At 61.5% G+C, this 25631-nt stretch carries 22 protein-coding genes; 10 read left to right on the plus strand and 12 right to left on the minus strand.

Annotated elements, in window-relative coordinates; genetic code table 11:
* Positions 1–11: 11 nt before the first annotated feature.
* Positions 12–2849, minus strand: a complete 2838-nt coding sequence (locus ACK4S9_RS15375) for a type VI secretion system Vgr family protein (RefSeq protein ID WP_409727111.1) — start codon at positions 2847–2849, stop codon at positions 12–14.
* A gap of 602 nt (positions 2850–3451) precedes the next feature.
* Here ACK4S9_RS15375 and ACK4S9_RS15380 point away from each other — a divergent pair.
* Positions 3452–3985, plus strand: a complete 534-nt coding sequence (locus ACK4S9_RS15380) for a hypothetical protein (RefSeq protein ID WP_083415459.1) — start codon at positions 3452–3454, stop codon at positions 3983–3985.
* A 286-nt stretch (positions 3986–4271) separates the two neighbouring features.
* On the opposite strand, the gene ACK4S9_RS15385 is transcribed toward ACK4S9_RS15380, so the two are convergent.
* The 5 genes from ACK4S9_RS15385 to ACK4S9_RS15405 form a co-directional block, all read right to left on the minus strand.
* The gene (locus ACK4S9_RS15385) at positions 4272–6692 is read right to left on the minus strand and encodes a heavy metal translocating P-type ATPase (RefSeq protein ID WP_409727114.1); all 2421 of its coding nucleotides are present in this window, start codon (positions 6690–6692) and stop codon (positions 4272–4274) included.
* Positions 6693–6763: 71 nt separating this feature from the next.
* The gene (fdx, locus tag ACK4S9_RS15390) at positions 6764–7102 is read right to left on the minus strand and encodes an ISC system 2Fe-2S type ferredoxin (protein ID WP_312183824.1); all 339 of its coding nucleotides are present in this window, start codon (positions 7100–7102) and stop codon (positions 6764–6766) included.
* A 328-nt stretch (positions 7103–7430) separates the two neighbouring features.
* Positions 7431–8153, minus strand: a complete 723-nt coding sequence (locus tag ACK4S9_RS15395) for a DUF305 domain-containing protein (protein WP_071362867.1) — start codon at positions 8151–8153, stop codon at positions 7431–7433.
* 29 nt (positions 8154–8182) lie between these two features.
* Positions 8183–8851 (minus strand): PEP-CTERM sorting domain-containing protein, encoded by a 669-nt coding sequence (locus ACK4S9_RS15400; protein WP_312183828.1) that lies wholly within the window; start codon positions 8849–8851, stop codon positions 8183–8185.
* Between the two features lie 643 nt (positions 8852–9494).
* Positions 9495–9899, minus strand: a complete 405-nt coding sequence (locus tag ACK4S9_RS15405) for a DUF305 domain-containing protein (protein WP_229410196.1) — start codon at positions 9897–9899, stop codon at positions 9495–9497.
* Positions 9900–10640: 741 nt separating this feature from the next.
* Here ACK4S9_RS15405 and ACK4S9_RS15410 point away from each other — a divergent pair.
* From ACK4S9_RS15410 to ACK4S9_RS15445, 8 genes are read left to right on the plus strand one after another with little or no spacing between them, the layout of a single operon-like run.
* A complete protein-coding gene (locus ACK4S9_RS15410) occupies positions 10641–11003 on the plus strand; it encodes a hypothetical protein (RefSeq protein WP_143054573.1) in 363 nt (120 codons plus the stop codon).
* Positions 11004–11015: 12 nt separating this feature from the next.
* On the plus strand, positions 11016–12434 hold the full coding sequence (locus ACK4S9_RS15415; RefSeq protein ID WP_312183831.1) for a TolC family protein: 1419 nt from the start codon (positions 11016–11018) through the stop codon (positions 12432–12434).
* Between the two features lie 18 nt (positions 12435–12452).
* Positions 12453–13844, plus strand: a complete 1392-nt coding sequence (locus ACK4S9_RS15420; RefSeq protein ID WP_312183833.1) for a multicopper oxidase family protein — start codon at positions 12453–12455, stop codon at positions 13842–13844.
* Positions 13845–13883: 39 nt separating this feature from the next.
* Positions 13884–14324, plus strand: a complete 441-nt coding sequence (locus tag ACK4S9_RS15425; RefSeq protein WP_312183835.1) for a DUF411 domain-containing protein — start codon at positions 13884–13886, stop codon at positions 14322–14324.
* Positions 14325–14348: 24 nt separating this feature from the next.
* The gene (locus ACK4S9_RS15430) at positions 14349–14696 is read left to right on the plus strand and encodes a copper-binding protein (protein WP_071362874.1); all 348 of its coding nucleotides are present in this window, start codon (positions 14349–14351) and stop codon (positions 14694–14696) included.
* A gap of 60 nt (positions 14697–14756) precedes the next feature.
* Positions 14757–15122, plus strand: a complete 366-nt coding sequence (gene copC / locus ACK4S9_RS15435) for a copper homeostasis periplasmic binding protein CopC (RefSeq protein WP_409727123.1) — start codon at positions 14757–14759, stop codon at positions 15120–15122.
* A complete protein-coding gene (locus tag ACK4S9_RS15440) occupies positions 15123–16064 on the plus strand; it encodes a copper resistance D family protein (protein ID WP_312183838.1) in 942 nt (313 codons plus the stop codon).
* A gap of 26 nt (positions 16065–16090) precedes the next feature.
* A complete protein-coding gene (locus ACK4S9_RS15445; protein ID WP_083415461.1) occupies positions 16091–16534 on the plus strand; it encodes a YybH family protein in 444 nt (147 codons plus the stop codon).
* Between the two features lie 67 nt (positions 16535–16601).
* Here the strand turns inward: ACK4S9_RS15445 and ACK4S9_RS15450 are convergent, their stop codons facing one another.
* From ACK4S9_RS15450 to ACK4S9_RS15475, 6 genes are all read right to left on the minus strand, one after another.
* Entirely contained in the window at positions 16602–18113 is a 1512-nt protein-coding gene (locus tag ACK4S9_RS15450; RefSeq protein WP_409727128.1) for a calcium-binding protein, read from the minus strand.
* Between the two features lie 63 nt (positions 18114–18176).
* Complete coding sequence (locus ACK4S9_RS15455) at positions 18177–18554, minus strand: four-helix bundle copper-binding protein (RefSeq protein ID WP_071362878.1); 378 nt, start codon at positions 18552–18554, stop codon at positions 18177–18179.
* 97 nt (positions 18555–18651) lie between these two features.
* The gene (locus tag ACK4S9_RS15460; protein ID WP_409727131.1) at positions 18652–19494 is read right to left on the minus strand and encodes a copper resistance protein B; all 843 of its coding nucleotides are present in this window, start codon (positions 19492–19494) and stop codon (positions 18652–18654) included.
* Positions 19495–20108: 614 nt separating this feature from the next.
* The gene (locus ACK4S9_RS15465; protein WP_409727133.1) at positions 20109–21977 is read right to left on the minus strand and encodes a copper resistance system multicopper oxidase; all 1869 of its coding nucleotides are present in this window, start codon (positions 21975–21977) and stop codon (positions 20109–20111) included.
* Between the two features lie 1155 nt (positions 21978–23132).
* On the minus strand, positions 23133–23384 hold the full coding sequence (locus ACK4S9_RS15470; RefSeq protein WP_312184311.1) for a hypothetical protein: 252 nt from the start codon (positions 23382–23384) through the stop codon (positions 23133–23135).
* Positions 23378–23884 carry a hypothetical protein gene (locus ACK4S9_RS15475; protein WP_409727136.1) on the minus strand — a complete coding sequence of 169 codons (507 nt, stop codon included), beginning with the start codon at positions 23882–23884 and terminating at the stop codon, positions 23378–23380. Before ACK4S9_RS15475 ends, ACK4S9_RS15470 begins: the two co-directional genes overlap by 7 nt.
* Before the next feature lie 568 nt (positions 23885–24452).
* Here ACK4S9_RS15475 and ACK4S9_RS15480 point away from each other — a divergent pair.
* The gene (locus tag ACK4S9_RS15480) at positions 24453–25553 is read left to right on the plus strand and encodes an acyltransferase family protein (protein ID WP_409727139.1); all 1101 of its coding nucleotides are present in this window, start codon (positions 24453–24455) and stop codon (positions 25551–25553) included.
* The last annotated feature ends 78 nt before the right edge of the window (positions 25554–25631 follow it).

Raw genomic sequence — 25631 nt, forward strand, 5'->3', positions numbered from 1 at the left:
TCTCCTGGAGGCTACTTGTCGCCACCGCCACGCAGCAAGCCGATGTCGGCCATGTGCATGGCTTCGCGCGCAATCAGTTCGGACTTTCCATCGGCGCCGCTACGCGCCTTCATACTCGACCCGTCGCTCAGCGATATATCCATGCTCGCGTCCCGGACGATTCCCCCCATGACCGGCTCGCCGTTTTCCACCCGGGATGAAGGCGGGTAGCGCAGCTCGAACTTCTGGTCCGCTCCTTCGCTGTTGAAGGTCGGACGCAGAGGCGTCATCGTTTCCGGTCCATCGTAGAGGTAGTCCGGCGCATGGAGCTGGATCGGATGCTTGCTGCCGATGACAAACACACCATCACCCATCCGGATGAAGGAGCCGTCGCCCACCACCAGGTGCAGTGCCTTCGCCGAGACGGTAACCACGCCGTCGCTGGCGGTCAGCTGCATGTTTTTTCCCGAGTCGATACTGGTGTCATCGTGCTGACTCTGGAGGACGAGCTTGCCGTTATGGGCGATTGCGTTCAGCCCGCCGTGCTGTGCGAAGAGCGATATGCCCTTGCCCGCATTGACGGCGAAGCGCTGGCCAGCTGCAAGCTGCAGGTGCTGCTGCGCGACCGTGTCGATGTTCCTAGCCGAGTAGCTGACGATGGCTTTGGAACTGGCAAAGCCGATGCCGGCCGGCGACGTCACGCCGATCACCGGCTCCCGTGGCGCAGTCGCGTTCGGCGCGGTGTTGCTGCCATCTTCCCAGTTCTTGAATCGTGCCAGCAGTTCGTCCTGTTCCTTGGCGTCAGCCCGCACGCCATTGTGTTCGGCCGCATAGTTCCCGAGAGACGCGAAGAGCTCGCCACACTCGCGCATCATGCCGAGGAACTCGCCCCGTTCCAATTGGCCGCCCTTGGAGGTGGCGGCACCCAAGAGCTTCCACGCGCTCAGGGAGATCCCACGCGCAGCGTGCAAGGCGATCGCTTCACTGGTGCGCAGCTCGGCACCCTCGCCTCTCGGTGCGGCCTGGCCGTCCTGCCGCAACTCGGTGAGGAAGCCGAGATTCAGCTCGGTCGTCGCATGGTCGCTCGCGAGTTGGGCGCTGATCTCTCGTGGCGTGTCGTCGAACCGTAACTGGTTCCCGCGGTGGCCGTGCACTTCGCGGCTGCGCAGGCCCGATTGATACCTCGTGGCAGGCAGTGCCGCTTCGTGTCGAAACGCCGGGGGAGGCGCAACGGCGTTGTAGAGCTGGCCAACGATGATGGGTTTGTCCGGGTCGCCCCCTGCCCAGTCGACCAGCACCTCGGTACCGACCGGCGGCAGCAATCGGGCGCCGCATTGCGTGCCGCTACCGGGACCGTTGCCGGCCCAGTTCGAGGCCACACGGACCCACGCCGAGTCTCGATCGGAGCCGGAAGCGCCGGCGCCATTCGCATGGACATGATCCTGCGCCCGTGCTGCTGGAAAGCGCACCTTCACCCGACCAATATCGTCGCACCACACGTCCTCGCCGGGTGGGCCAACCACGATCGCGGTTTGAATTTGGGGGCGCCTCAGGACGCGACGCGGCGGAACGATGCGCACACCGCGCCGGACGCAGGAAAAGCGCGTCTTGTAGCCGGCTTGCTCCAGGCTGCCGCCTGCTTGAATGCCGTCGTCGTCCTGCTTCCAGCCATTCCGGTTGAACAGGCGCTCGACTCGGGCGCTGATGTCGACCGGCAGGTTGTTGTGAGCCACTATTCGCTGCTCGGTGATGACGAATTCCCGTTCCTCCTGCGGGTGCAGGTCAATCTCCGGATGCCCCACGAGACTGAACCACTCACCGACAGCCAGGTCACGCACACCCCCTTCGCCGTGAAAGGACTTCGAGACGTACTCGAAGCGCGCCATCTGCACGTCGCCTAGCGCCGTCAGATCCAGCGCGGTGTCGCCCAGGTGTGGCGCCGCGACGTAGTACTCTTCCAGCCCTGCCGCCAACCGGTTGCCAAGCTCGCCCTGATTCGCCTGGGACTGGGATTGCGCGGTCGTGATTGGCGTTGCGGCGGGATTCTTGTAATCCGGGCTGTACACAGAGAATCTGCCGGGCTGCAGGTTGCGCTCGGCACTCCAGTCCGTGATGGCGTCACGCTCTTCGGTCGCGGCATCCCGGTGGAGGCGCACGCTCCCCGCTTCGTTCTGGTGAAGGCAAGCCGGGTCGTCGAAGAGAACCAGAGTGTGTCCGATTGCATTTCTTGACTGACTGCCGCCGCCCTCCCGATCGGGAAGCCCCGGACGGAAGAACCAGGCGATCCCGCGCCGCTGCATCAGGCGGCGAAGGAAAACTGCATCCGATTCGTTGTGCTGCATGGTGAATTCACGCTGCGGCAGCCTTCCGTTCAATAGGCGCGCATGGATTTCAAGGTCGAACGTGGCCGCAAGAAGCGGATTGTTGGAACGCCACTCCGCGATGAGGGTCTCGACGATGTCCAGTTCGCTCATGTTTCGGAATATTCGCGTATTCACGCGGTTTTCCATCACCGACAACGCGTCGCGCATGACCAGCTGATAGGTTGCCAGTCCACCGTCGCTCTGGCCAGACAAGGCGCCGGTAACGATGCCGCACAGCCGGCGCAATTGCCCTCTGTCCGTGACGATCTGCAGCTCCGCAGGCATCCCGATGAAATTCTTGAGGGCGAAGGTTGCGCTCTCGGCGACGCACAGAATCCGAAACTCGAAACCGCCACATATTGCTTCGTGACCGGTGATCTTCTGGGCTAGCAACTGTCCATCGGGCTTGTCCCCAGCATGGTCCAGCATCAGCCGGATTGGCCTGTTCTGTGTCGAAAGGAGATGCTGGGCCAGGTCGGCAATTCGCGCGGTGTCAAACTCTGCCATATGTTGTTTCCCTTTACGGGCTTCCCGCCCATTTACTGACGGGAAAGGGATTATGTTTATTCTTCTACTAAGGAAATACTGCCAACTTCGCTCTACGATTCGTAAACACGAAAGCAGGATTATTAGTGTGCCAATGTCCCTGTATGCTGTGGCGCCGCAAGTTGCACGAGACCCGCGGTCCCGCGTACTCCAAGGTATCGAGTGTCAGACCAGGCGGTCTCGACAGTCAGTACCGTCGAGCCATCGGAAGTCCAACCGGAGGACATTCAGAATCGACTTAACTAGCAGTAGTATCCGCTAAGCAACCTTACATACATTGCTCAAGAGCAGTTTGGGAGAGGAGTTAGGACAGACGGTGCTACTTACGAACAACACTGGATAGCGGAGGATGGCGAATCATTCGCAAGATGAAGCGATATACGGTTTTTAGCGCCGAACTTTCGGCCACAAACTAACCAATACTCACAACTCGCGACGTGCTGCAGAAGCAGTGGCCCTTTGCTCAGCTACCGTAAGAAATTAGTCTTTGCTACACTAGCAGTCAGCAATAGCGGGCTATTGGTCGAGCTGGTCGCTTTTTCATCTTGTAAGGAGGTTCTGGTTTGCGAGTACCCGACATCGAACTGACCGAGCGAGAAACCGATCTCCTGGACCAAATCAGGTTTCGCAATCCGTCGCATGATGAGCTCCGCGCATCCCTCATGCCAATGGCTGCCCTGACCGAGTCCTTATTGGAACGCGGAGCGATCCCAGAAGTGCGGCTTTTATACTTCACAGATCCCGCGCGCAATCCAGGAGGGCGCGGGAAATCCCGTCAGCAGGTTTTCGAGAATAACGGCACTTCAGGTACTGAAATCTATGCTCATGGGAATTTCTTGAAGTTTCTCGAATACTTCATTTATGGCCCTGCTCTTCCGCCGAATATCGTTGCGAAATTCAAGGAGGCCATGGCGTTCTCCGGGTATTTGACCTATGGGGACATCAACGACCTGGCTCCTGCTGCACGTGCCACTGTGCGATCAGCGCGGCTTAATCCTCACGAGGCCGCGGAAGAATTCCACAAATTAGCGCTTGAGTGCGGCGCAATGCCGTCTGGGGCCGAGAGTATCCGGAAGTCGGTCCTCGCCGTGCGCTAAGCGCCTAGCCTCCAGCGACCCGCCCCTACGACCGGACGAGTGGTCCTCGCGCGCCTGAGCACATTGTGACGCCGCCGTACTCGGACGATGAGCGAAATGGCGCCCTACCTGCTCTTGCCAGCCCTGCCAGGCTTTCTTCTGCCACGCGTATTGGCTTCTTTCGTCCGGCCTTTGCGACCGCGACGTCGCTGGACCTCGCCGTAAGCGATGAACCCGGCCGCGATGATGCCAAAGATGACCCCGACCAGTACCGTCAGATCCCGCATCTCGTCCGTAACAACCAGGTTCATGTGGTACTTCCCCTCAAGCGCAGTGCATTACCGATCACCGAGACCGAACTCAGGCTCATGGCCAGCGCGGCGATCATCGGCGATAGTAGCTGCCCGGTAAAGGGATAAAGCAGACCTGCGGCCAGCGGAATTCCCATGGCGTTGTAAACGAAGGCAAAGCCGAGATTCTGCCTCATGTTGCGCACAGTCTCCAGCGAAAGAAGTCGCGATCGCGCAATTGCACGCAAGTCGCCCTTGATGAGTGTGACGTGCGCCGAATTGATCGCGACGTCAGTACCGGTACCCATTGCAATCCCAACATCCGCTTTCGCCAGCGCCGGAGCATCGTTAATGCCATCGCCGGCCATCGCCACTACCTTGCCCTGTTGCTGCAGCCGTTCGACCAAGGCCAGTTTATCCTGCGGCTTGACCTCTCCATAGACGTCGGAAATCCCGAGCTTCGACGCGACCGCCTTCGCCGTGGTCACGCCATCTCCAGTCGCCATCACCACCGTCATGCCGGCATCGCGCAGCGTCGCCAGTGCTTCCGGCGTCGTCGCCTTGACTGGATCGGATACTGCGATCAGGCCGACAAGCTTTCCCTCAAGTGCCAGGTACATGACGCTTGCACCGACTTGGCGAAGCTCTTCCGCGGCCTTCTGTAGTGGCGTCCAGTCGACCTTTTCGGTGTCCATGAGCGCCGTATTGCCCAATGCTACCCGCTCGCCCTGCACTGTGCCGCGTACACCGATCCCACTGGACGATTCGAAGGTTTCAGGCTTGTGCAGCGGCAGATTCCGCCTGCGCGCTTCCGCGACGATGGCGTGTGCCAGCGGATGCTCGCTCCCCTGGTCGATACTTGCCGCGATCCGTAGAACATCCTCTTCCTCGAACCCGGGCGCAGCGATCGCCCGGTCGAACGCAGGTTTCCCTTCCGTGAGCGTGCCGGTCTTGTCGACGATGATCGTATCGACCTTGCGCATCGCTTCGATCGCTGCGGCATCGCGGAACAGCACGCCCTGGGTGGCGGCGCGGCCTGTCGCGGCAATGATCGACATCGGCGTCGCCAGGCCCAATGCGCACGGGCAGGCGATGATCAGGACCGCAACGGCGTTCACGAAACCGTAGACCCAGCTGGGCTCTGGCCCGAACAGTCCCCAACCGATCAAGGTAAGCAGCGCGACAGCCACGACGACGGTGACGAAATAGCCGGCGACCACGTCGGCCAAGCGCTGCATGGGCGCCCGCGAACGTTGGGCCTGCGCGACCATCTGCACGATCTGGGACAGCATGGTCTGCGACCCCACCCGTTCGGAGCGAATGACGAGACTGCCGCTCGTATTGATGGTTGCGCCGATGACCTTGTCGCCGGGGCGCTTCGTCACCGGAAGCGGCTCGCCAGTGAGCATGGCTTCATCCACTGCGCTTTCGCCCTCCAGGACCACCCCGTCAACGGGCACCTTCTCGCCAGGCCTCACCCGCAACGAATCGCCGATATGGACGTGCGAAAGCTCGATGTCTTCTTCGGTGCCGTCGGCGCGAATCCGTCTGGCCGTTTTGGGTGCAAGGCCGAGCAAGGATTTGATCGCCGCCGACGTCTGCGAGCGTGCGCGTAGCTCGAGGATCTGACCGAGCAGGGTCAGCGAAACGATGACGGCGGCGGCCTCGTAATAGACGCCGATACGGCCGTGCATCGCGAAGTTCGACGGAAACAGGCCCGGGAACACGGTCGCCACCAGGCTGTAGCCATACGCCGCGGCGACCCCGATACTGATCAAGGTCCACATATTGGGGCTGCGATTCTTGAACGACTGCGCACCACGGACAAAGAAGGGCCACCCAGCCCACAGGACGACAGGCGTGCTGAGGACGAGTTCGATCCAGCTCTGGTAAGCAAGACCACCGCTAAAGATCCGGTGTCCTGCCATCGCCAGGATGGTGACGACGACCGTCAGCGGCAGCGTCCACCGGAAACGACGGCGGAAGTCGTCCAATTCCGGATTCTCTTCATCCTCCAGCGACGGCAGCATCGGCTCCAGGGACATTCCGCATATCGGACAATTGCCCGGGGTGGCTTGCTGGATTTCCGGATGCATCGGGCAGGTGTAGATCGTCCCTGGCGGCGCCTCGGGCATAGCCGCCGGGGCGCTTTTCTCCGTATAGCTGGTGGGACTGGCGCGAAACTTGTCCATGCACTTCACGCTGCAGAAGTGATAGAGGACTCCGTCGTGCTCGACGCGCCGATCCGGCCGGTCAGCAACGCTCATGCCGCATACGGGATCGGTATAGGGCTTATCGGACGCAGCAGTCGGATGATGCTGGGATGCGCCGGCAATACCTCTGTCGCGGGCGGCGTCGACGGCGTGATGCCCGTGCGCGTGGTGGCATTCGTGGCCCTTCTGCTGGTGACCGGCGTGATCATGCACTTCATGTTTCATGGCAGCTCCAGTAAAAAACGATTGTCCTCGCGCAGCCCCGCTTGTCGCAAGCGGTGCGCGACCTGTGATGTCTATCCGTTTTCCTTGGCGTGATTCAGGGAATACCGCGGGATCTCGACCGTAAGATCTATCTCCGCGACGATGGCCTGGCACGACAACCGGGATAAGTGCTCCACGCCCCAAGCCCGGTCAAGCATGTCTTCCTCATCCTCGCTCGCTTGGGCGAGGGACGAGAATCCCTCCCTTACGATGACGTGACACGTCGTGCAGGCACCAACCTTGCCGCATGCGTGCTCGATGTCGACGTCATTTTCCAGCAGCGCGTCGCAAATGCTGGTGCCGGGAGCGGCCTCGATCGACGCGCCGCCGGGCGCGCATTCCGGATGCGATAGTACGGTAATTCTAGGCATGCGCCAACTCCTTTCCGGCACCTGGACTGCGGTACCGGCAGAACAGACAGCGTGGCGTCTCGTCCGAATCGGAGAGCGCACTCTCTGCCTGCTTCGCACGCGCGAAGTCGTGCAAGGCTGTACTGGGCATTGCGGCCATGCGCTCGTCTGAACTGTGGGCCTCGCGGCGGGTGGACTCATACATAAATTGCCTCCGAAAAGTGGACTAGTCCACTGTAAACCTTCCAATGATGGAAAGGTCAAGCGGAATTTCCGCTGAACGAAGGCGCAGGTAGCGGCATGCCTGCCAGGTTGAAGCGGCTTCGCAGCCGCTTCAACCCATCTCCGGTCAGAACTCGTTGTCCTTCCGCTTGTCACCTGTCATCGGTACAAAGCCGCAGTCCGAGTAGCGCTTACACAGCATCTCCCGCATGTCGTTGATGCCGTTTTTCTGGACGACCACGATGTTTTCGCAGTAGCGCCGCAACCCGTCATGGTTCAGGTCGCTCTTGACCGTGCAGTGCAGGCTCGGCGCAAGCGCACCCAGGTGATGGTTGCTGAAGGACCTCAGGAAGACCTGGTTGAACTGCGTCCCGGCCGGCGTCGCCTCGAGCATGGCAATCATGCGTCGGCCGTCCGCCGTGAGCTGTGGCTGATAATGGATGCCGTACCACTCCCTCAGGAATCGCTGGGCACGGCCGATCTCCTCGCGCTGCTCACGGTTTCCCATACGCGCCATGGACTTGATCTCGTCGTCGCTCGCCTTTGCCGGGGTCGCGTTGAAGCCTGGCGTCGGTGACGTCCCCTCCTGGGGGGCTACGACCTGCGCGTCACGGGTCAGGTCCGTACCGGCAGCCAGTTCGGTCATCCGCAGGGCGGAATAGTGGTGATTGATAATGAAGACGAGGTAATTCTTTTCAAACTGTGCGGTCGCTCCCCTGCCCGGTCCGTCGGCGTGGGCCACGCCGATGGCAGGCACGAGCAAGCTCAGGCCCAGTCCGAGATTGCGCACCAGCGCGCGGAGGTTGCGGACAACGGAAGAACGGTCGGAATGATTGGTTGCGGTGTTCATGTTGGCTCCTTTAGACACAATAGAACGATTCATTTAGCCGAGGCGAAGGCAAGCCCTCGCCGGCGCCGTACTGCGCAGGCGGCGATGCCTGCCCCCACTAGGAACATCGCGTATGCCGATGGTTCCGGCACAGCAAGGACAACATTGTTTGCGGTCGCCCAGTAGACATTTCCTTGCTCGCCAATGGTGCGCAGCGCTACCTCGGTCAAGGGGCGGGTCGACAGGAATCCGAGGAACGAGGTGGGTGCCGATCCATCCAGGGTGTAGCTTGCGATACTTGATCCGTCCATCGCCGTGAGCTCGATCGTTCGTCCGGGTACATAGCCGCCATAGGCATCGGTCGCGAAGAAGCTCCCGCCAAAGCCGAACACCCCGGGTGAAAACGCGTTGAAGCGCACGGCATCGGCGGCAAGCGTCGGCGCCAGATAGACGTCGCCTTCATTCATCGCTGGAAAGAAACCACCTTCTCCCGGTCCCGCACTGACCCGATACCCGTATGCACCCGCGGTACGTGAGAGCTCGGCATCCAGTTCAGAGGCTGGAAGGTCGTCGAAACGGTCGGTTCCGGACGCCGACACTGCCGACAGGAACATTGCCTCGTCGGTAAAAATAGTGATGTCGGCACGTACCGGCACCACGACAGACAATAGGAGAGCCGCCAGCAGAGCTGGCTTGGGCAATGCATTATTGCTTTTCATGTTCTACCTCATTGCTCAGTTGTTCATGCGAACGCCACCGTGCCCGCGCAGAGAAACGCGGACCTGCAGCTTCGAAGGAGAGATCAAATACCTTGCGGCCTCGTATCGCTTGCGAACGGCAACGCGGGGACGGCACGATGCAATGCGTCAAGGGCGCGGAGGCGGATCGAGGACGGGGGGGGTGAAACTGGAAAAGGCGGCCTGGAAGGAATGCGACCGCTCGGAAGAAGTGGAAGGTGCGCCCAGCGGTGTGGATGAGGGGATAGGCGCGTAGGGAAGGTTAAAGTGCGAGCAACAGAGCGACTTCGATTTGTAACAGCTTCCATCGCTGCTTTCTGGCACGCCGGAGCGCATTTGCGGGCAATCATCCTTATGGGCCCGGGCATCTGTCTTCACGACCTGCAGTTCAGCCTTCAAGTTGTGGCATGTGACAGCCGCGGTCGCGTACCCATGGTACCCGACCAACAGACACAGCAAACACCAGGCTATCTTTCGGAAGGCGGCAGTCATGCCAAAAACTGTAGCATTTGCTTTGATGTACCGCTGTCCGATACGGAGTGACAAGCTTTCTTTGCGGAGAAGACCTGACGAGGCGATCGCGGCACCGGCGTCTAACCCTTACACCGGTGCCGTGGCCCGGCCCCTACTTGCCCGATGCCTGGTGTTTCGACAGCCATTGGTCGAGTTTTTTGATTTCCTTAGTCTGGTCGGAAATCACCTTCTTGGCCATTGCCTGCATCTGCGGATCCTTGCCATTCTTGAGCTGGGCCTTTGCCATGTCGATGCCGGCCTGGTGGTGCGAACGCATCATCATGGCGAAGTCGTGATCGTGATCACCGGTCATCTGCATGCTCGACATCTTCTGGTGCATGGCCTCCATCGACTGCATCATCTCGTGACCAGGCATGCCCTGGTGCTGCCCCGCCTGGCCAGACGCGGCGCCATGCTGTGCGTGCTGCCCCGACTGCGCAAACGCGTTCACTGACACACCAGAAACTAGTGCAAGCGCACCGGCCATGAGAGCAATACGGGCCCGGATTTTCTTCATGTTCGTCTCCTCGAACGAAATTGATCACCGTACGACGCCGAAAAAACGCAGCACGTCCATTCGCGATTCTGGATGAAGTCCGATGAGGCATGCTGTGCGCTAACACACCCTGTCAGTACATCTCGTCGACTAGCCGTGCCTGCCGCCCTGACTTTGGTTAGCCTTAAGGGCTGCTCCAGCCAAAAATGTCGTGCTATACTCACGGCAACTATGAACCGCGCAATTAGGACATTTCTGGTTTGGCTCCTGCTGGCCGTGCTTCCTCTGCACGCGCTTGCGGCCAATCGTATGTCCTGCGGCCCGGTTCACCAGCAGTCCAGCCAGACTTCGATTAATCTGGACATGCAGTCCCACGAGCACATGGCCGATGCGCACGCTCATGACGGTGGCGAGCATGCAAGCCAATCGGACGACTCCCTGGTCGGCGCCGATTTGACAGACTCCAAGCCAAGCAAGAAACCGCACTCCACCTGCAGTGCATGCTCCGCGTTCTGCCTGGGCGCCGTTGCGCCACCCTCCACTCACTTCGCTGTCCCGGCTTTCGACGGCTCCGACGCAGTCGTCGTTGCGCCTGCGGCATTTGCCGTTGGCTTCATCCAGGACGGCCCCCGACGCCCTCCGCGGCACCAATCCGCTTAATCGTAACAAGAGGTGACCCGCTGCCCTTTGGCGGCGCCGTCATCGCTCTTGAGCAATCGTGCGTGCCCGTGCACGCCCTGTTACCGATTTTGAGGATTGTCCATGACCTCCAAGCTTTTGGCCGCCGCTATTGGCGTCCTGCTGGTCCTGCCGATGTACGCGCACGCCCAGCAATCCCGTCCGCTGCCAGACCCTGCAGACCCCGCCGTGGCGGTGCCACCGACCGTGTACGAATCGGTCATTCCCAGTCGTTCGCCTGCACCGCAGGACGGCCAGACGACGCCCGATAAATCCTGGCGCGCCGCAAACGATGCTGTTGCGGGAGTGCCGAGCCACGCGGGGCATGGTGCTCACGGCGGTGAGCAGAACCACCACGGCCACAACGCGGCGCCGGCTCCGTCCGCGCCCGCCACGCCAGCGAAGCCGGCCAATCCGGCGCCTGTGGATCACAGCAAACATCATTAAGCCGAACAGATAATGACAACAAAGCTTTCTATTCCTGCACTGCGCGCCGTTGCGGCGGGCGCCATGCTCCTTGCGTTGACCGGTTGCGCAACGTTTTCCAAGGACGGCGGCCTGGACGCTGTTTCGGCCTTGACCGCCGAGCGCACCGGCCAGGACATTCGCCTGCCAAAGGCAAATGCCGATGGCGCGGCCATCCAGGACGAGCTGAATCAGCTGCTGAAACAGCCGCTCACCGCCGACAGGGCGGTCCGTGCCGCCCTGCTCAACAACCGTGGCCTCCGTGCCTCGCTCGCCGAACTGGGTGTCGCCGAGGCCGACCTGGTGCAAGCCGGCCGCATGGCCAACCCCGGTTTCAGCTTTGGCCGCATGTCCGGTGGCGGCGAGACCGAGATCGAGCGCAGCGTCATGTTCGACCTCGTCGGGCTCGTCACCATCCCGATCCGCCGCGATATCGAGTCGCGTCGCTTCGAGGGCGCCAAGCTGGCCGCGGCAACCGAAGCGGTCCGGTTGGCGGCAGACACCCGCAAGGCCTACTTCAATGCCGTCGCGGCAGTGCAGTCGGCGCGCTACGCGGAACAAGTCCGCGAGGCAGCCGGCGCGAGCGCCGAGCTTGCGCAACGCATGGCCAAGGTCGGACACCTGAGTGCCCTCGACCAGGCTCGCGAGCAGGCATTCGCAAGCGAAGCCTCGACCCAGCTGGCGCGCGCACGCCACAACGCGACGGCGGCGCGCGAGCAGCTGGCGCGGCTGATGGGGGTGTGGGGCGAGAACACGGCCTTCCGGCTTCCGGACAGGCTGCCGGACCTGCCGGAGGCCCCGCGTGAGGCGGGCAGTATCGAGTCGCTCGCCATGCAGCAGCGCCTCGATGTGCGCCTGGCAAAGCTCGGCACCGAGTCGACCGCGCGCGCCCTGGGTCTGACGAAGGCAACCGGCGTCATCAACGTGCTCGAGGCTGGCTACGTCAACTCGAGCAAGTCCGGTTCGCCGCGGGAGAACGGTTACGAGATTGAGCTAGCCCTGCCGATCTTCGATTGGGGAGGCGCACGTGTCGCGAAAGCCGAAGCGCTGTACATGCAATCGGTCCACCGCACGGCCGACACCGCCATTAGCGCTCGCTCCCAGGTCCGTGAAGCCTACTCCGCTTACCGCACCACCTATGACGTCGCCAGGCAGCATCGGGACGAGCTGGTCCCGCTGCGGAAGAAAATCTCCGAGGAGTCCCTGCTTCGATACAACGGCATGCTCATGAGCGTGTTCGAACTGCTGGCCGACGCGCGTGCGCAGATTGCGGGCGTAAATGCGGCCATCGATGCCCAACGTGACTTCTGGATCGCCGAAACGGATCTGCAGGCCGCCATCACCGGCACTGGCGGTTCGTCGATCTCCATGGCTTCCACCGCCGCGGCAACCGAAGCCGCCGCGGGACATTAAACAAGGATTGAATCAGCAATGAGTTCTCGTCGAGATTTCTTCACTGGCGCAGCCGCCCTCGTGGGCGCAGGACTGGTCAGCCGCGCTGGTGCGGCCACCCTCCCGGAAGCGCCGATCATGAGCAGCGCCGCAACGCAGCCGCCACCTCCGCCGCCCAACGGCCGCCCCTACAACCCGGTCGTTACACTGAACGGCTGGTCTCTCCCCTGGCGCATGAACAACGGCGTCAAGGAGTTCCACCTGATCGCCGAACCCGTGGTGCGCGAGATCGCGCCCGGCATGAAGGCGAACCTGTGGGGCTACAACGGCCAAAGCCCGGGCCCGACCATCGAAGTGGTCGAAGGCGACCGCGTGCGCATTTTCGTGACCAACAAGCTGCCAGAGCACACCAGCATCCACTGGCATGGCCAGCGCCTGCCCAACGGCATGGACGGCGTCACCGGCCTGAACCAGCCCGGGATCCAGCCGGGCAAGACCTTCGTGTACGAGTTCGTCGCTCGCCGCCCCGGTACCTTCATGTACCACCCGCATGCCGACGAGATGGTGCAGATGGCGATGGGCATGATGGGCTTCTGGGTCACGCACCCAAAGAACCCGGCCCATCACAAGGTCGATCGCGATTTCGTCTTCCTGCTGAACGCCTATGACATCGAGCCGGGCAGCTATACGCCCCGCGTCAACGAGATGCTCGACTTTAACATCTGGACCTTCAACAGCCGCGCCTTCCCGGGCATCGACACCATGAACGTGCGCCAGGGCGACCGCGTGCGCATCCGCGCCGGCAACCTGACGATGACGAATCACCCAATCCACCTGCATGGCCACGAATTCGAGGTCACCGGCACCGATGGCGGCTGGACCCGTCCGGAGTCGCGCTGGCCGGAGGTGACGACCGATATCGCCGTAGGCCAGATGCGCGCCATCGAGTTCATCGCGGACGAGCCGGGGGACTGGGCCTTCCACTGCCACAAGTCGCACCACACCATGAACGCGATGGGACATGACGTGCCGAACCTGATCGGCGTCGACCATCGGGGCGTGGCCGAGAAAATCACGAAGCTCGTTCCCGACTACATGGTCATGGGTGAGAAAGGCGGCTCGATGGGCGACATGGAGATGCCGCTGCCGGAAAACACGCTGCCGATGATGACCGGCCAGGGACCGTTCGGTGGCGTCGAGATGGGCGGTATGTTCACGGTGCTCAAGGTCCGCAAGGATCAGAAGCCGGGCGACTACAAGGATCCGGGCTGGTACAAGCACCCCGCCGGCACGGTGGCGTACGAATGGAAAGGCGAGCCGCCAGCGGCGGTACGCAACCAGAGTGGGGGCGGCCAGTCCATGCCCGCCACGAAGCCTGCAGACATCGAGGTAACTGTTCGTAAGCCGACTGGCCACCAGGGCCATCACTAACTAGAGTATGACCCAACCAGAGTACCAAAGGAGTCTCTCATGAAACGATTATTACGTCAGACCGCACTCGCCGCTGCGTTGTGCACACCTTTGTTTGCGATGGCGGCCGCCCCGGTCGTCGAGGTATTCAAGAGCGAATCCTGCGGCTGCTGCGCGGCCTGGGTGGATCATCTGAAGGCCAACGGCTTCGCTACCAAGGTGTCGAACGTCGCCAACCCGTCGGACTACCGCGAACGGGGTGGTATCCCCAACGAGCTGGGCTCGTGCCATACCGCGATGGTGCGAGGCTATGCGATCGAAGGGCACGTGCCGGCGGACGACATCAAGCGGTTGCTGGCCGAAAGGCCAAAGGCAAAGGGACTGGCAGTACCCGCGATGCCGCTCGGCTCCCCCGGCATGGAAGGTCCGCGCAAGGACCCGTTCGACGTCCTGCTGGTGCAGGCCAATGGCAAGACCAAAGTTTTCAAACACTACAACTGAACCAACCCAACGAAAGGAACGACGATGAACGCATTCTCGAAACTGACCCTGGCTATCGTCATGAGCGCCGCAAGCTCTGTCGCATTCGCGCAGGACTCCCACGCAGGCCATGGCGCGGCGCATGCGGGCCACGAAGCGCCGGCATCGGCGGAGCTGACGGATGGCGAAGTGAAGAAGATCGACAAAGAGGCCGGCAAGATCACCTTGCGCCACGGCGAAATCAAGAACCTCAACATGGGCGCGATGACCATGGTCCTGCGCGTGAAGGACGCGAGTATGCTCGACCAGGTCAAGGTGGGCGACAACGTCAAGTTCGCAGCCGACCGGGTGAACGGCGCCGTGACCATCGTACAGATGCAGAAAGCGCAGTAAGCACAACCTGTCCCATCACCTAGCCCTGCGCACAGTGCGCAGGATATTAAGGAGAAAGAAATGAACATCAAGAACCTCGTCCTTGCCGCAGCCGCAGCCGTGGCGACGATCGCAGCTCCAGCTGCCCTCGCCCACGCAAAACTGTTGGCCTCATCCCCCCAGGCCAACAGCGTCGTGAGCACCGCACCGGCCGAGGTGCGCCTGCAGTTCGATGAGCCCCTGGAACTGCCCTTCAGCAAGGTCAAACTGGTCGACGAGAAAGGGGCGGTCGTGGAGCCGTCGAAGATCGCTGCCGACCCTGCCGACGCGAAGGCGCTGATCGCCACCACGCCGGGGCTGCACGCGGGGGCCTACCGCGTGCAATGGACCACAGTCACCCGCGATGGACACAAGGTCAAGGGCGAATTCTCGTTCCAGGTGAAGTAATTGGAGTCGGATTTCGCGTCCGCGCAGCGCGCCGTCACCGCTTTTCTGAACCTGTCGCTGGCCGTACTGGTCGGGGCCAGCGCCGCAACGCTCTGGTTGCGCACCAGGACCTCCCCGTGGGCGCGCGCCATGCTGCCGCGCCTGCGGACGGCCCTGCTGGCGGGAACTGGCACGGCGATACTGGCCTATGTCGCCATTCTCTGGATCGAGGCGGCGTCGATGGCCGAAGTCCCGCTTGCCGAAGCATGGCCCGCAGTGCGGTCACTCATCACCGGGACACACTTCGGGCTCGCGTGGATGATCGGCGCTGCCGCGCTTGTCGTGGCGGGGGCGGCCTCCGCCGCTGGCGCGCGCTTCCAGGCAGCCGCAGCGACATCCGCAGTCCGTATCGGGGCGATCGGCGTGCTGCTCTACAGCCGCAGCATGGTCAGCCACGCCGGCGCTGCTGGCGACTTCACCTGGGCCGTCGCAGCCGATTGGGTCCACCTGGTGTTGATCAGTATCTGGGTGGGAGAAGTGATCGTGGCGGGCTTGATCACCTTGCGAGTCCTGCCTGACGCCGCATCAGGGAGCCGGGCCGACTGCGCACTCTATGTCGACGCCCTCTCGCGCAGCGCGACCGTCGCCCTGGTCGGCATTTTCGCGACCGGTGCGATCAGCACCTGGCGCGTGCTGGAAAGCCCTGCGGACCTGTTCGGCAATCCTTACGGAACGACCTTGCTCATCAAGGTCGGGCTGGTATTGTGCGCGGCGGCGCTTGGTGGGTTCAACCGCTTCGTTGTCATGCCTGCCTTGCTGCGCTCCCTGCAACAGCAAGGGCAAGAGGCGCGCGCTGCCGGCGGCCTGTTTGCACGCGTGCTGCAGGTCGAGGCAATCGTCCTTGTCGCGGTGCTCATCGCAGCAGCCTTCCTGACCTCAACTTCGCCACCTATGGCGTCCTAAACAATAACTATATCCAAGGAGTACACGTGTTCAAGAAATCACTGGCAGTTATTATCCTGGCCACCGGCTTGTTCGGTATCCATGCAAGCAGCTTTGCAGCGTCGCCCAAGGAGACCCTTGCGGCTTTCCATGAAGCGCTTGTCAGCGGCGACAAGACGAAGGCGCTCGCGCAGCTGTCTCCCGAGATTGCGATCTATGAAGCCGGCTACGTGGAACGCTCGCGCGACGAATATGCGAGTCATCACCTCGGCGGCGACATGCAGTTCGCCAAGAGCTCGACCCGGAAAGTACTGAAGCAGACCGAACGCATCGATGGCAACACTGCGGTCGTTTGGGAAGAAACGGAGACGACCGGAACCTCGCGCGGCCAACCGGTGCACGTGTTCGGCACAGGCACCGCCGTCCTCGAGAAGAAGGGCGACGATTGGTTGATCGTGCACGTGCATTGGTCCTCGCGCAAGGCGAAGTGACATTGGGAAGGCGGGCGTTGGCTGCCCGCCTTTCTGCCCGACCTCACTGGGTCGGGCGGCCACCGCATCAGAAAATGTAGCCTGATCCGACAGTACTGATCCCTGCGATAAACGCCGGCTCTTCGTTGAACATGAAGTCGGACTGGCGCAGGTCGACCTTGTAGACTCCCTGCAGCAGTACCGAGCCGTCCGCGGAACCATCGCCATCGGTATCCCATGAGATGAGCGCGCCGGCGTCGACGTCCCGTACCGATACCTGCTCCGGCAGGATGTCGATGAACGCGATGTGATCGAAGGCGCCCTGCGCCGCCCCCCTGGCTTCGAAGTCGAGCACGATATCGTGGCCGCTGTCGGGCATCACCATGAACGCATCGGCGCCTGTGCCGCCGCGGATGGTATCGTTGCCCATGCCGCCTTCGATCATGTCGTGGCCGGCACCGGCGTCGATCGTGTCGTCCCCTTCCGCCCCCATCACCTCGTCTTCCTCGTCGCCGCCGGCAAGCCGATCGTTGCCCATGCCGCCATCAAGGCGGTCCGAGCCCGCGCCGCCGTCCAGCTGGTCGTTACCGGCGTCTCCCTGGAGGATGTCGTTGCCGCCGTTACCGAACAGCCGGTCGTTGCCGTCGCGACCGAACAGCTGGTCCCAGCTCGCACCGCCATCGAACCGGTCGGCGCCGTCCGTGCCGACCTTGACGGTATAGTGTTCGTCACCAGTGAAGTCGAAGCCTACCGGCGTGTCGCGCCGGAGCATGGCGTCGGCGATACGGTCGAACGCCGGGTTCGCACGGTCCGAGCCTGCGATCGCCGGACCTTCCTGGCTCATGGTCGCTCGCTCGGGCGTTGGCCCATTGGCGGGGCGCGAGGATGGCGGAAGCTCGGGAGAATCGGCGAACATGAAGTCGTCCTGCGACAGCTCGGCCTTCGTCACCCCGTTGAGCAGCACCGAGCCGCCCTTCCAGCTGATCCTGACGCCTTCGACCGTATCGGCGAAGGACAGGTCGCCCCAACGCAGGCCACTGATCGCCAGGTGGTCGAACATGCCTGGGCCAGCCGTGAAATCCCGGATCACGTCGTTGCCGCTGTCGGGAGAGATCATGAAGGCGTCGGCGCCACGGCCGCCGATCAGGATGTCGTCGCCCGCTCCGCCGTTGAGGTCACCGTGCCCATCGCCCTCGTCGAGGATATCGTTGCCCATGCCGCCCATCAGCCCGTCGGCTTCCGCGCCGCCGAACAGCCGATCGTTGCCCATCCCGCCCACCAGGCGGTCGCCGCCGTCGCCGCCGACCAGCAGGTCGGCCCCGGCATCGCCGAACAGGTTGTCCTGCCCCGCGCCACCACCCAGCGAATCATTGCCGCCCAGCCCCCACAAGTAGTCGCGTGCTTCGCTACCCTGGAATGCATTGGAGGAGCCGGTACCGACACGGATCGCATAATCGTAGGGTGCTTTGCCGGCGTCGAAATCGAAGGAAATGCCGTCAAACCGGGACTGCTGCGCCGCGACCCGCTCCAGCGCGCGCTCACCTGCGTCCTGCAGGCGCGCTTCCAATCGGTCTCTTGCTGTATTCATATTGTTTGCCATAATCTGTTCTCCTGAGATTGTACTTGCTCGGTGCTAAGGGCCGACGGACGCCGGCCCCCCTGCTCAGTGGGATGCCGCGTGGGCGCCGGTTGCGGTCCCGGCGCCGGAACCAGACTGGGCCATGCTGCGGCACTCCTGGGCACAGCGGCGGCAAGCCGCGGCGCAGTCCTGGCAATGCTGCGCCTGGTGCTGCGCACACTCGTCCGCACAGGCTTCGCAAATGTCGGCGCACAGCTGGCACACCTGCATGGCGTGCTCGCTCGACCGGCTCATGAGTTGTGCGGCCAGGCGGCACATCGCCGCGCATTCATTGTCCAGCTCGATGCAACGGGCCATCATCTTCGGATCCGGCTCCTGCAGGCAGGCGGCGGCGCAGCTGTCGCAGGCCTGGGCACAGTCGTAGCAAGCCTGGATGCAAGATTGAAACTGATTCTGGTTCATGATCTTTCTCCTTGAAGTTCATTGACAGGTCGCCTCTTCCAGGACGTCGCGCGCCTGTCTGACGCGTCGAATAGCGATCCTGATGCTCCGCGTGGGATCAGAACCAGAAACGGACGCCGGCCACCGCCTGCACCTCGCTCCTGTCTCCTCCCCGCTGCCGCGTGATGTCCGCGGTCCTTCCGAACTGCCTGCTCCAGGTCACGCCGAGATAGGGCGCGAACTTCCGCGTGATCTCATAGCGCAGGCGCAGGCCGGCATTGATGTCCGAGAGCCCGCTTCCGGTCCCGCGCTCGGGGTCGGCGCGACTGTACAGGTTGGCGCCGATCTCGGGTTCGAGGATCAGGCGCGGTGTGAACAGCACCTCGTACTTGGCGTTCAGCCGCGCCGCAAGTCCGCTTCCTGGTCGCCAGTAGGCCGTGGCTTCGGTCTCGAACCAGTACGGCGCCAGGCCCTGCACACCGAAGGCGAGCCAGTCCCGGCTCTTGCCCTCGCCGCTGTCGTGCCGGATGCCAAGCTGGGTACTCCAGAAGGTCGCGAATGCCCGGTCCCATAGCAGCTCGGTACGCGCCGCTTCCAGCGTTCCGCCCCGCCGCTCCCCCTCGAACTTGACCCACGCCTTGTTGTAGTCGTTGCCGTACCACGCCTCGAGCTCGACATTCTGCCCGCGCTCGCCATCGCCCTTGGCTGCCTCGGCCTTGTCCACCAAGACTTTCCAGAACGGCGCGTTATCGTTCATCTCGTGGTTGCCAAGGTGCGCAAACTGTGTGCCTTCGTTATAGGCGCTGGGGTCGCGCGCATCAGCCGGCGGCGGGCCACCCTGCATCCGGCCCATCTGCATGCCATGTCCTCCGCTGGACTGGCCCGTTTGCGCCATTCCCGCGCGGGTGGACGTGGCCGGCGCTGCATCTGTGGCCGGGTGGCCCATCGCCGCATGATCCATGGCGGGCGCCTGTACCGCTCCGGCCTGTCCCTGGCGGGCAGGTTGTGGCTGAACAGGCATGGTATGCCCTGCCTGAGCGCCGTGTCCCTGGTGCTGGCTGTCTTGCCCGGATTGGACCGCCGGCGGCGGGGCAGGATGATCGTGTGTGGAAGCACCTTGTAGGGGCGCGCTCGGTGTGGGAACAGGACTGCCGTGTCCCATCGCAGCATGATCCCCGGGGTGCGCCTGCCCGGATACCGCCGGTGCGTGCGATGCCGCTGGCTGTGCAGGCATGGCGTGCCCGGCATGGCCACTATGTTGTTCCTGTGGCTGGTCCTTCTGCCCGGACTGGACGGATTGCTGCTTGCCTGGCTCGTTGGAGCGCTTTGCCTTGGCCTGTTTCGGGCTGGCATCCCTCTGTGGCCGCGCCTGCGTTTCTTGAGACGCGGTGCTGCTTGTGGATGCGGGGCTGCCATGCCCCATCGCTGCATGATCGACGGCGGGCTGCCCGGGAGCGGGCGCCTCGCTGGACTGGCCGCGTCCTTCCGAGTCCGGAATGGCTTGTGCCGCGGCGTTTTGCGACAGCAGCAAGACAAGTACCAATGCGCAGGGAATCGGTCGCTTCGACTGGTTTTTCATGATACGACGACCTCCCTGAACATGCCGGCTTCCATGTGATAGATGAGATGACAGTGGAACGCCCAATGCCCGGGTGCGTCGGCGGTCACGCGGAAGCTGACGCGTTGGGCTGGTTGCACGTTGATGGTGTGCTTGCGGACCTGGAACTGGCCCGATTCCGATTCAAGCTCGCTCCACATGCCGTGCAGGTGGATCGGGTGATTCATCATTGTGTCGTTGACCAGGACGACCCGCAGGCGCTCCCCATACCTAAAGCGGATGGGCAGGGACTCCGAGAATTTCTGGCCGTCGAACGACCACATGAAGCGCTCCATGTTCCCCGTCAGGTGCAGCTCGATCTCTCGGGACGGTTCGCGCGGATCGATAGGGCCGCCAATGGTCCGCAGGTCGGCATAGGTCAGCACCCGGCGCCCGTTGTCGCGCAGGTTAACGCCGGGGTCGTCCAAGTTCGTCCTGGGCATGTCGACGTGCATGTCGACGCCTGGGCCGTATTCGGTGCGTGCGTGGGTCACCTTAGGCGGCTGCACCGGGGTGGCTGCTGGCGACGCCATCTGTGCATGGCCTGCGTGCGCAGCTTCCGCCGGCATTGTCTGCTGTGCCTGGCCCTGCGCCATCGAATGCATGCTGTGCGCCGCTGCGCCTGCTGTGGCTGGTGCCGCGGCGCGATTCATGGCCGGCATCGCTGCACCATGCGCACCATGCGCGCCTCCTATGGCCATGGCCCCCATCATGTCGACCATCGTGAGCCACTTTGCTTCATCGATGTCCGGCACCGGGGCCTGCATGCCAGGACGTGGAGCCAGCGTCGCGCGTACCGATCCCGAGCGCCCGATCGATTGGGCGAAGATCGTATAAGCCCGGTCTTCGGCAGGCTCGACAATCACATCGTAGGTTTCGGCAACCGATATGCGGAATTCGTCCACTGCAACCGGTTCCACATCCTGTCCGTCCGCAGAGACCACCGTCATTTTCAATCCAGGAATGCGGACGTCAAAAATCGTGGTGGCGGCCCCGTTGATGAACCGAAGCCGCACTTTCTCGCCTGGCCGGAAAATCCCCGTCCAGTTCTTCTCCGCGGTGGCGCCGTTGATCAGGAAGCGCAGCGCGCCGCTGATGTTCCTGCTGGCCGTCACATCGCTGAAGTCGGTCGGCATCATGCGCATCTGGTTCCACATCTTGCGCTTGTCGACGGCGGCCGCGAATCCCATGCGCTGGATGTCCTGCACAAACTCGCCAAAGGTCGGCTGCTTGTTGTTGAAGAAGTCGCTCATCTTCTTCAGGTTGGCCATCACACGTTCAGGCTTTTCATCGGTCCAGTCCGAGAGCATGACGACATGATCCCGGTCAGCCCGGACCCGGTCTGCCCCCTTGGGAAGGATGACGATCGGGCCGTACAGCCCGGTTTGCTCCTGGAATCCCGAATGGCTGTGATACCAGTAGGTTCCCGTCTGCTTCACCTCGAAGCGGTAGGTAAAGGTCTGGCCCGGGGCGATCCCGGAGAAACTCAGCCCGGGTACGCCATCCATGTCTGCCGGCAGCAAGATGCCATGCCAGTGAATCGAGCTGACCGTTGGCAAGCGGTTCGTGACTCGGATCGTGACGGTGTCGCCTTCGTTCCAGTACAGCGTCGGTGCCGGCACTTGGCCATTGACGGCGGTGGCGATCCGCTCGGCGCCGGTGTAGTTGACGGGCGTGGGCCCGATGACGAGATCGAACTCGGTGCCACGCAGGCTTCGCCGGTCCGCTTGCTGTGCAAATAGCAGACGCGGGCTCAATCCTGCCAGGCCTGCTGCGGCGCCGAGTCCCTGCAGAAAACGGCGGCGCCAGTTGCTTGTGCAACTGTCGCCTATTTCAAAGGCATTCATGTAACTCTCCAGTCAAAAAGGGAAAACCTGTTTTCGAGCGGGACGATGGAATCCGCCCCGCATCATCTGCCCGCCTCGCCAATCGTTGGCCGCGCACAGCAGGACCGCCGCGCAATCGCACGAGCTCACAATTTCGGCTACGATGCCACCGCACACGCGGCGGCACGACGGCGAAGGCCAGCAGGTGCTGGGCAAGCAGGTTGAAGTCGTAGTTGCGCCTCGGAGATGCGCTGCTCCGCATCACGACAAGGGGGATGAGCTAGCGCGAGGAGGTCGTTCAAGACGGGCTGGGAATTGCCCGGTGAAGGAAGAAACGGAGGGTGAACGCAGCGTTTCCGCAGGTTCTTGCGCTGCAGTCATGGCAATGAAAGGCGGCGGAGCATAGCTGCCGATACAGCATCCGGAACACTTTCCGCAGCTCGAACTCTTATGGCCACCCATGTTCGCACAGGCACCATCGGGATCGGTCGCCTTTGCCGCCGCCGTAGCAGCGTCAGCGTGTGTTTTTTTGCCAGACAGATCGGCGCCTATTCCATGCTCTTCGTGTGCCAACGAGCGAGCGGTGTCCACTGCCAGAGCATGATGCGCCATGCCGCACTGATACCTCGTCACCCCCGCGATGCTCTGTATCGGCAGGGTAACGAACAGCAGGCACAAAAGAAATGTCCGTAGGCTGTGGCGCATGTGATGAATTTAACATGTCCCGTTTCATGTAATGCGCACGTTTCCCTTCGGCAGTAGCTGTCATTGCTAGTGCGGCGCAACCAAGTGGTATCAAGCGGTCTCGCTACCCCGTATTAACTGCTCGCTCATCTGCTTCGTGAACCACCCAGATTTTGTAGGGGCTTCATTTGAGAAAACGGAGCTAGGAAGGAGCAATCGAAGCATTCCCCGATGTTATCGGGTACTTTGCCCATGGTCAGTGAAGCGAGCAGCAAGTGCGAATTGCGGTGGCGGCGACCACGCCGATGTGGACTACAAATAAAGTCTGACTCAAACAAATAAAGTCTGACTCAAACAAATAAAGTTTGACACAACGATGAGCCTCGACACTTTGTGCCGAGGCTTTCTCTTAAGAAGCGATGTGAACGCATCGTTGAGTCGGAATCGTGCTCGACCGTAATCGTGCAGTTAATATGACCAAGGATGGGGCAACTATTTCACCGCAAGAGGTAGCGAACCAGTTAGAGGTACTACATCCGCCGACGGCTGTCGTTCGAGCACTACTGCTTCAATATCAGCGCGCAGAGCCTTGACGGCCTCGTCGTTGACCTTGCCACGCAAGAACGCTTCGCAAGGATAGCTCTGGCCAGCGCTGCCGATCTTCAGCCTCACCCGGCAGGGACTGTCGAACCACCCGCCTTTGTTGATGCTGCCGCCGTCGGCGAACTCGGTATAGGTCAGCATACCCCTAGCCCGGCGATATGTATCATCGGCTCGCGCGTAACTACCAGCGGCTCAGCCACGATCAGGAAATACCCGTCTTCATAGCTACGTTCGAGGTTAATTGTCCACACGCCGGTATTCCTGCGCACGGGATTCAGCCGCTCGAGTTCGCGGGTCGCCTCCTTTAGTTCGAGACCGGCACCGGCCAAGTCGCGGTACTGGCGTCCACGATCTGGATAGCTGGTCATCGAAGGCGCGCCACACCAGCTCGGCGTTGCGGGCGGCAAGGCGCTCCAGGTTTTGCTTGGTGACGATGCGCCGCTGCGCCTTGACCGGATCGGAAGTGCGAGGGGAGGCGCAGCCGCATCCAGGTGCTGCAGGATCTGCGAGGAGGCCACGATGGCGCCAGCGCGCGCCGCATAGGCATTCGCAACGCCTGCACCGTACGGATAAGTCCGCAGGTAGTCCGTCGTACAGCGTGCGATCTCTTGCATCGTCTCCAGCCCGTTGTCCTCGACCACTACGTTCCTATGCTCTTGCGATCCGTAACAGACCTCAAGACGGAAGTTGCGTATCAAAAGTGGTGCGGTATTGAATCAATTTAGTGTTACCTGAGAAAAGTTCGGCTGCACCTGTAACCTGCTCTGGACACATGAAGCGAAAGAAATGACCGACAGTAATGCCTGAGCTGGTTTCAATTTTCAATAGTGACGTTCTGCGGAATCTGAAAGTTGCGTTGTCCTGTACTGAATCAAAAGCTCCACCACACTAACACAGATAATGTACCAACCAGGCTCAAGGATCCGAGAATATATTTGGCGCGCAATGGTTTCGAATTGGCATTCTATTCAATAAAAAGACCTCAGCCTCCACTAACGAGCGCAACTATTAAAACGACGCACAACCGACCTCGGGATAGTAATGATTGATCGGGGGATTGTAGTAAAGAAAAGAAAATGCACGGCATTGCTTCGGCCGTAAAGGAAAAAGTACATATTTATATTTTTCAATGCAGCAGTAAAAATAAACCTCGGCCGCAGGGAGCGCCTTCGAGATACTCGAAGCTTGTAAAAACAGGGTCGCAAAGCAATGAAATCCTATTCTCAGAACCGATTTCCGGTGGGGTGTACCGGGTATGGGACGACAGGACCGATTTATACTGAGAGCCAGCAGCAGGGGCTGCGTGACCGCTCCCCCAATCTGGACGTCCTGCGCGCGCTCGCCGTCGGCTTCGTGGTAGTCAGCCATCTTCTCATCGAGCACTCCTATACTTCGATCGGCGGATATCATACCCAGAGCCTTGGCACGCTTGGCGTATACATCTTCTTTGTGCATACCTGCCTTGTCCTGATGCAGTCATTGGAACGCCAGTGCCATACGTACGGGAATCGACCGATCGCCCTGGGATTTTTCGTTGCGCGGGCCTTCAGAATCTACCCGATGAGCATTGTGATCGTCGTTCTGGTCGCGTCGGTCGAATGGACATTTTCCGACACTCCCCCAAGCCTGTTCGCATTCTTGAGCAATGTGTTCCTGATTCAGAACCTGACCGGCAGCCCCTCCGTAACGCCCGTTCTATGGAGCTTGCCTTACGAACTCCAGATGTATCTCTTTTTGCCGGCTCTGTTCACCGTGGCAAGTTCGGGACGGGCCTGGCGCCGTATCGTCGCTTTGTGGTGTGCCTCCGTCGCGCTGGTATTGCTGCTTCGGCGATTCGGTCTGGGCTTCGATCTCATCAGGTTCTTCCCATGTTTCCTTTCTGGTGTTCTGGCTTATTGTTTACGCAATACGCCCCGAACGAGGCCACCTTTCCTGCTATTTGCCTACGTAGGCGCGGTAGCCGCGATCTTTCCTTTACTGGTAGAAATGAGATTAAGCGCAACTGTTCTTTCATGGGTAATTTGCCCCATGCTAGCAATGATTATCCCCAAATGCAGGGAAGTGAAATCGAGATGGCTACAACGATGTGGAGATACGATAGCGCGTTACTCATACGGCATCTATCTCGTCCATGTTCCCAGAGCCTGTCAGATTTTCTATGTGGAACGGGGCCATGAAATAATCCTGAGAGGACTGTTTTATGACCGATGCAATGACCACGAAAAAGCCCAAGAAGCAGAAAGCCGCATACCCATTCCCGTCGAGCTGATTATAGTGGATCCACCTTTTGAGACAGCGACCACGGGGTAGTTTAAGCTGTTGTCCGCGAAAGGATGACAGCAAATGGGTGAAGCAAAGAAACGCAAGGTGCACACGGCAGAATTCAAG

Source organism: Massilia sp. (genome assembly GCF_046293535.1).
Lineage (GTDB): Bacteria > Pseudomonadota > Gammaproteobacteria > Burkholderiales > Burkholderiaceae_D > Telluria.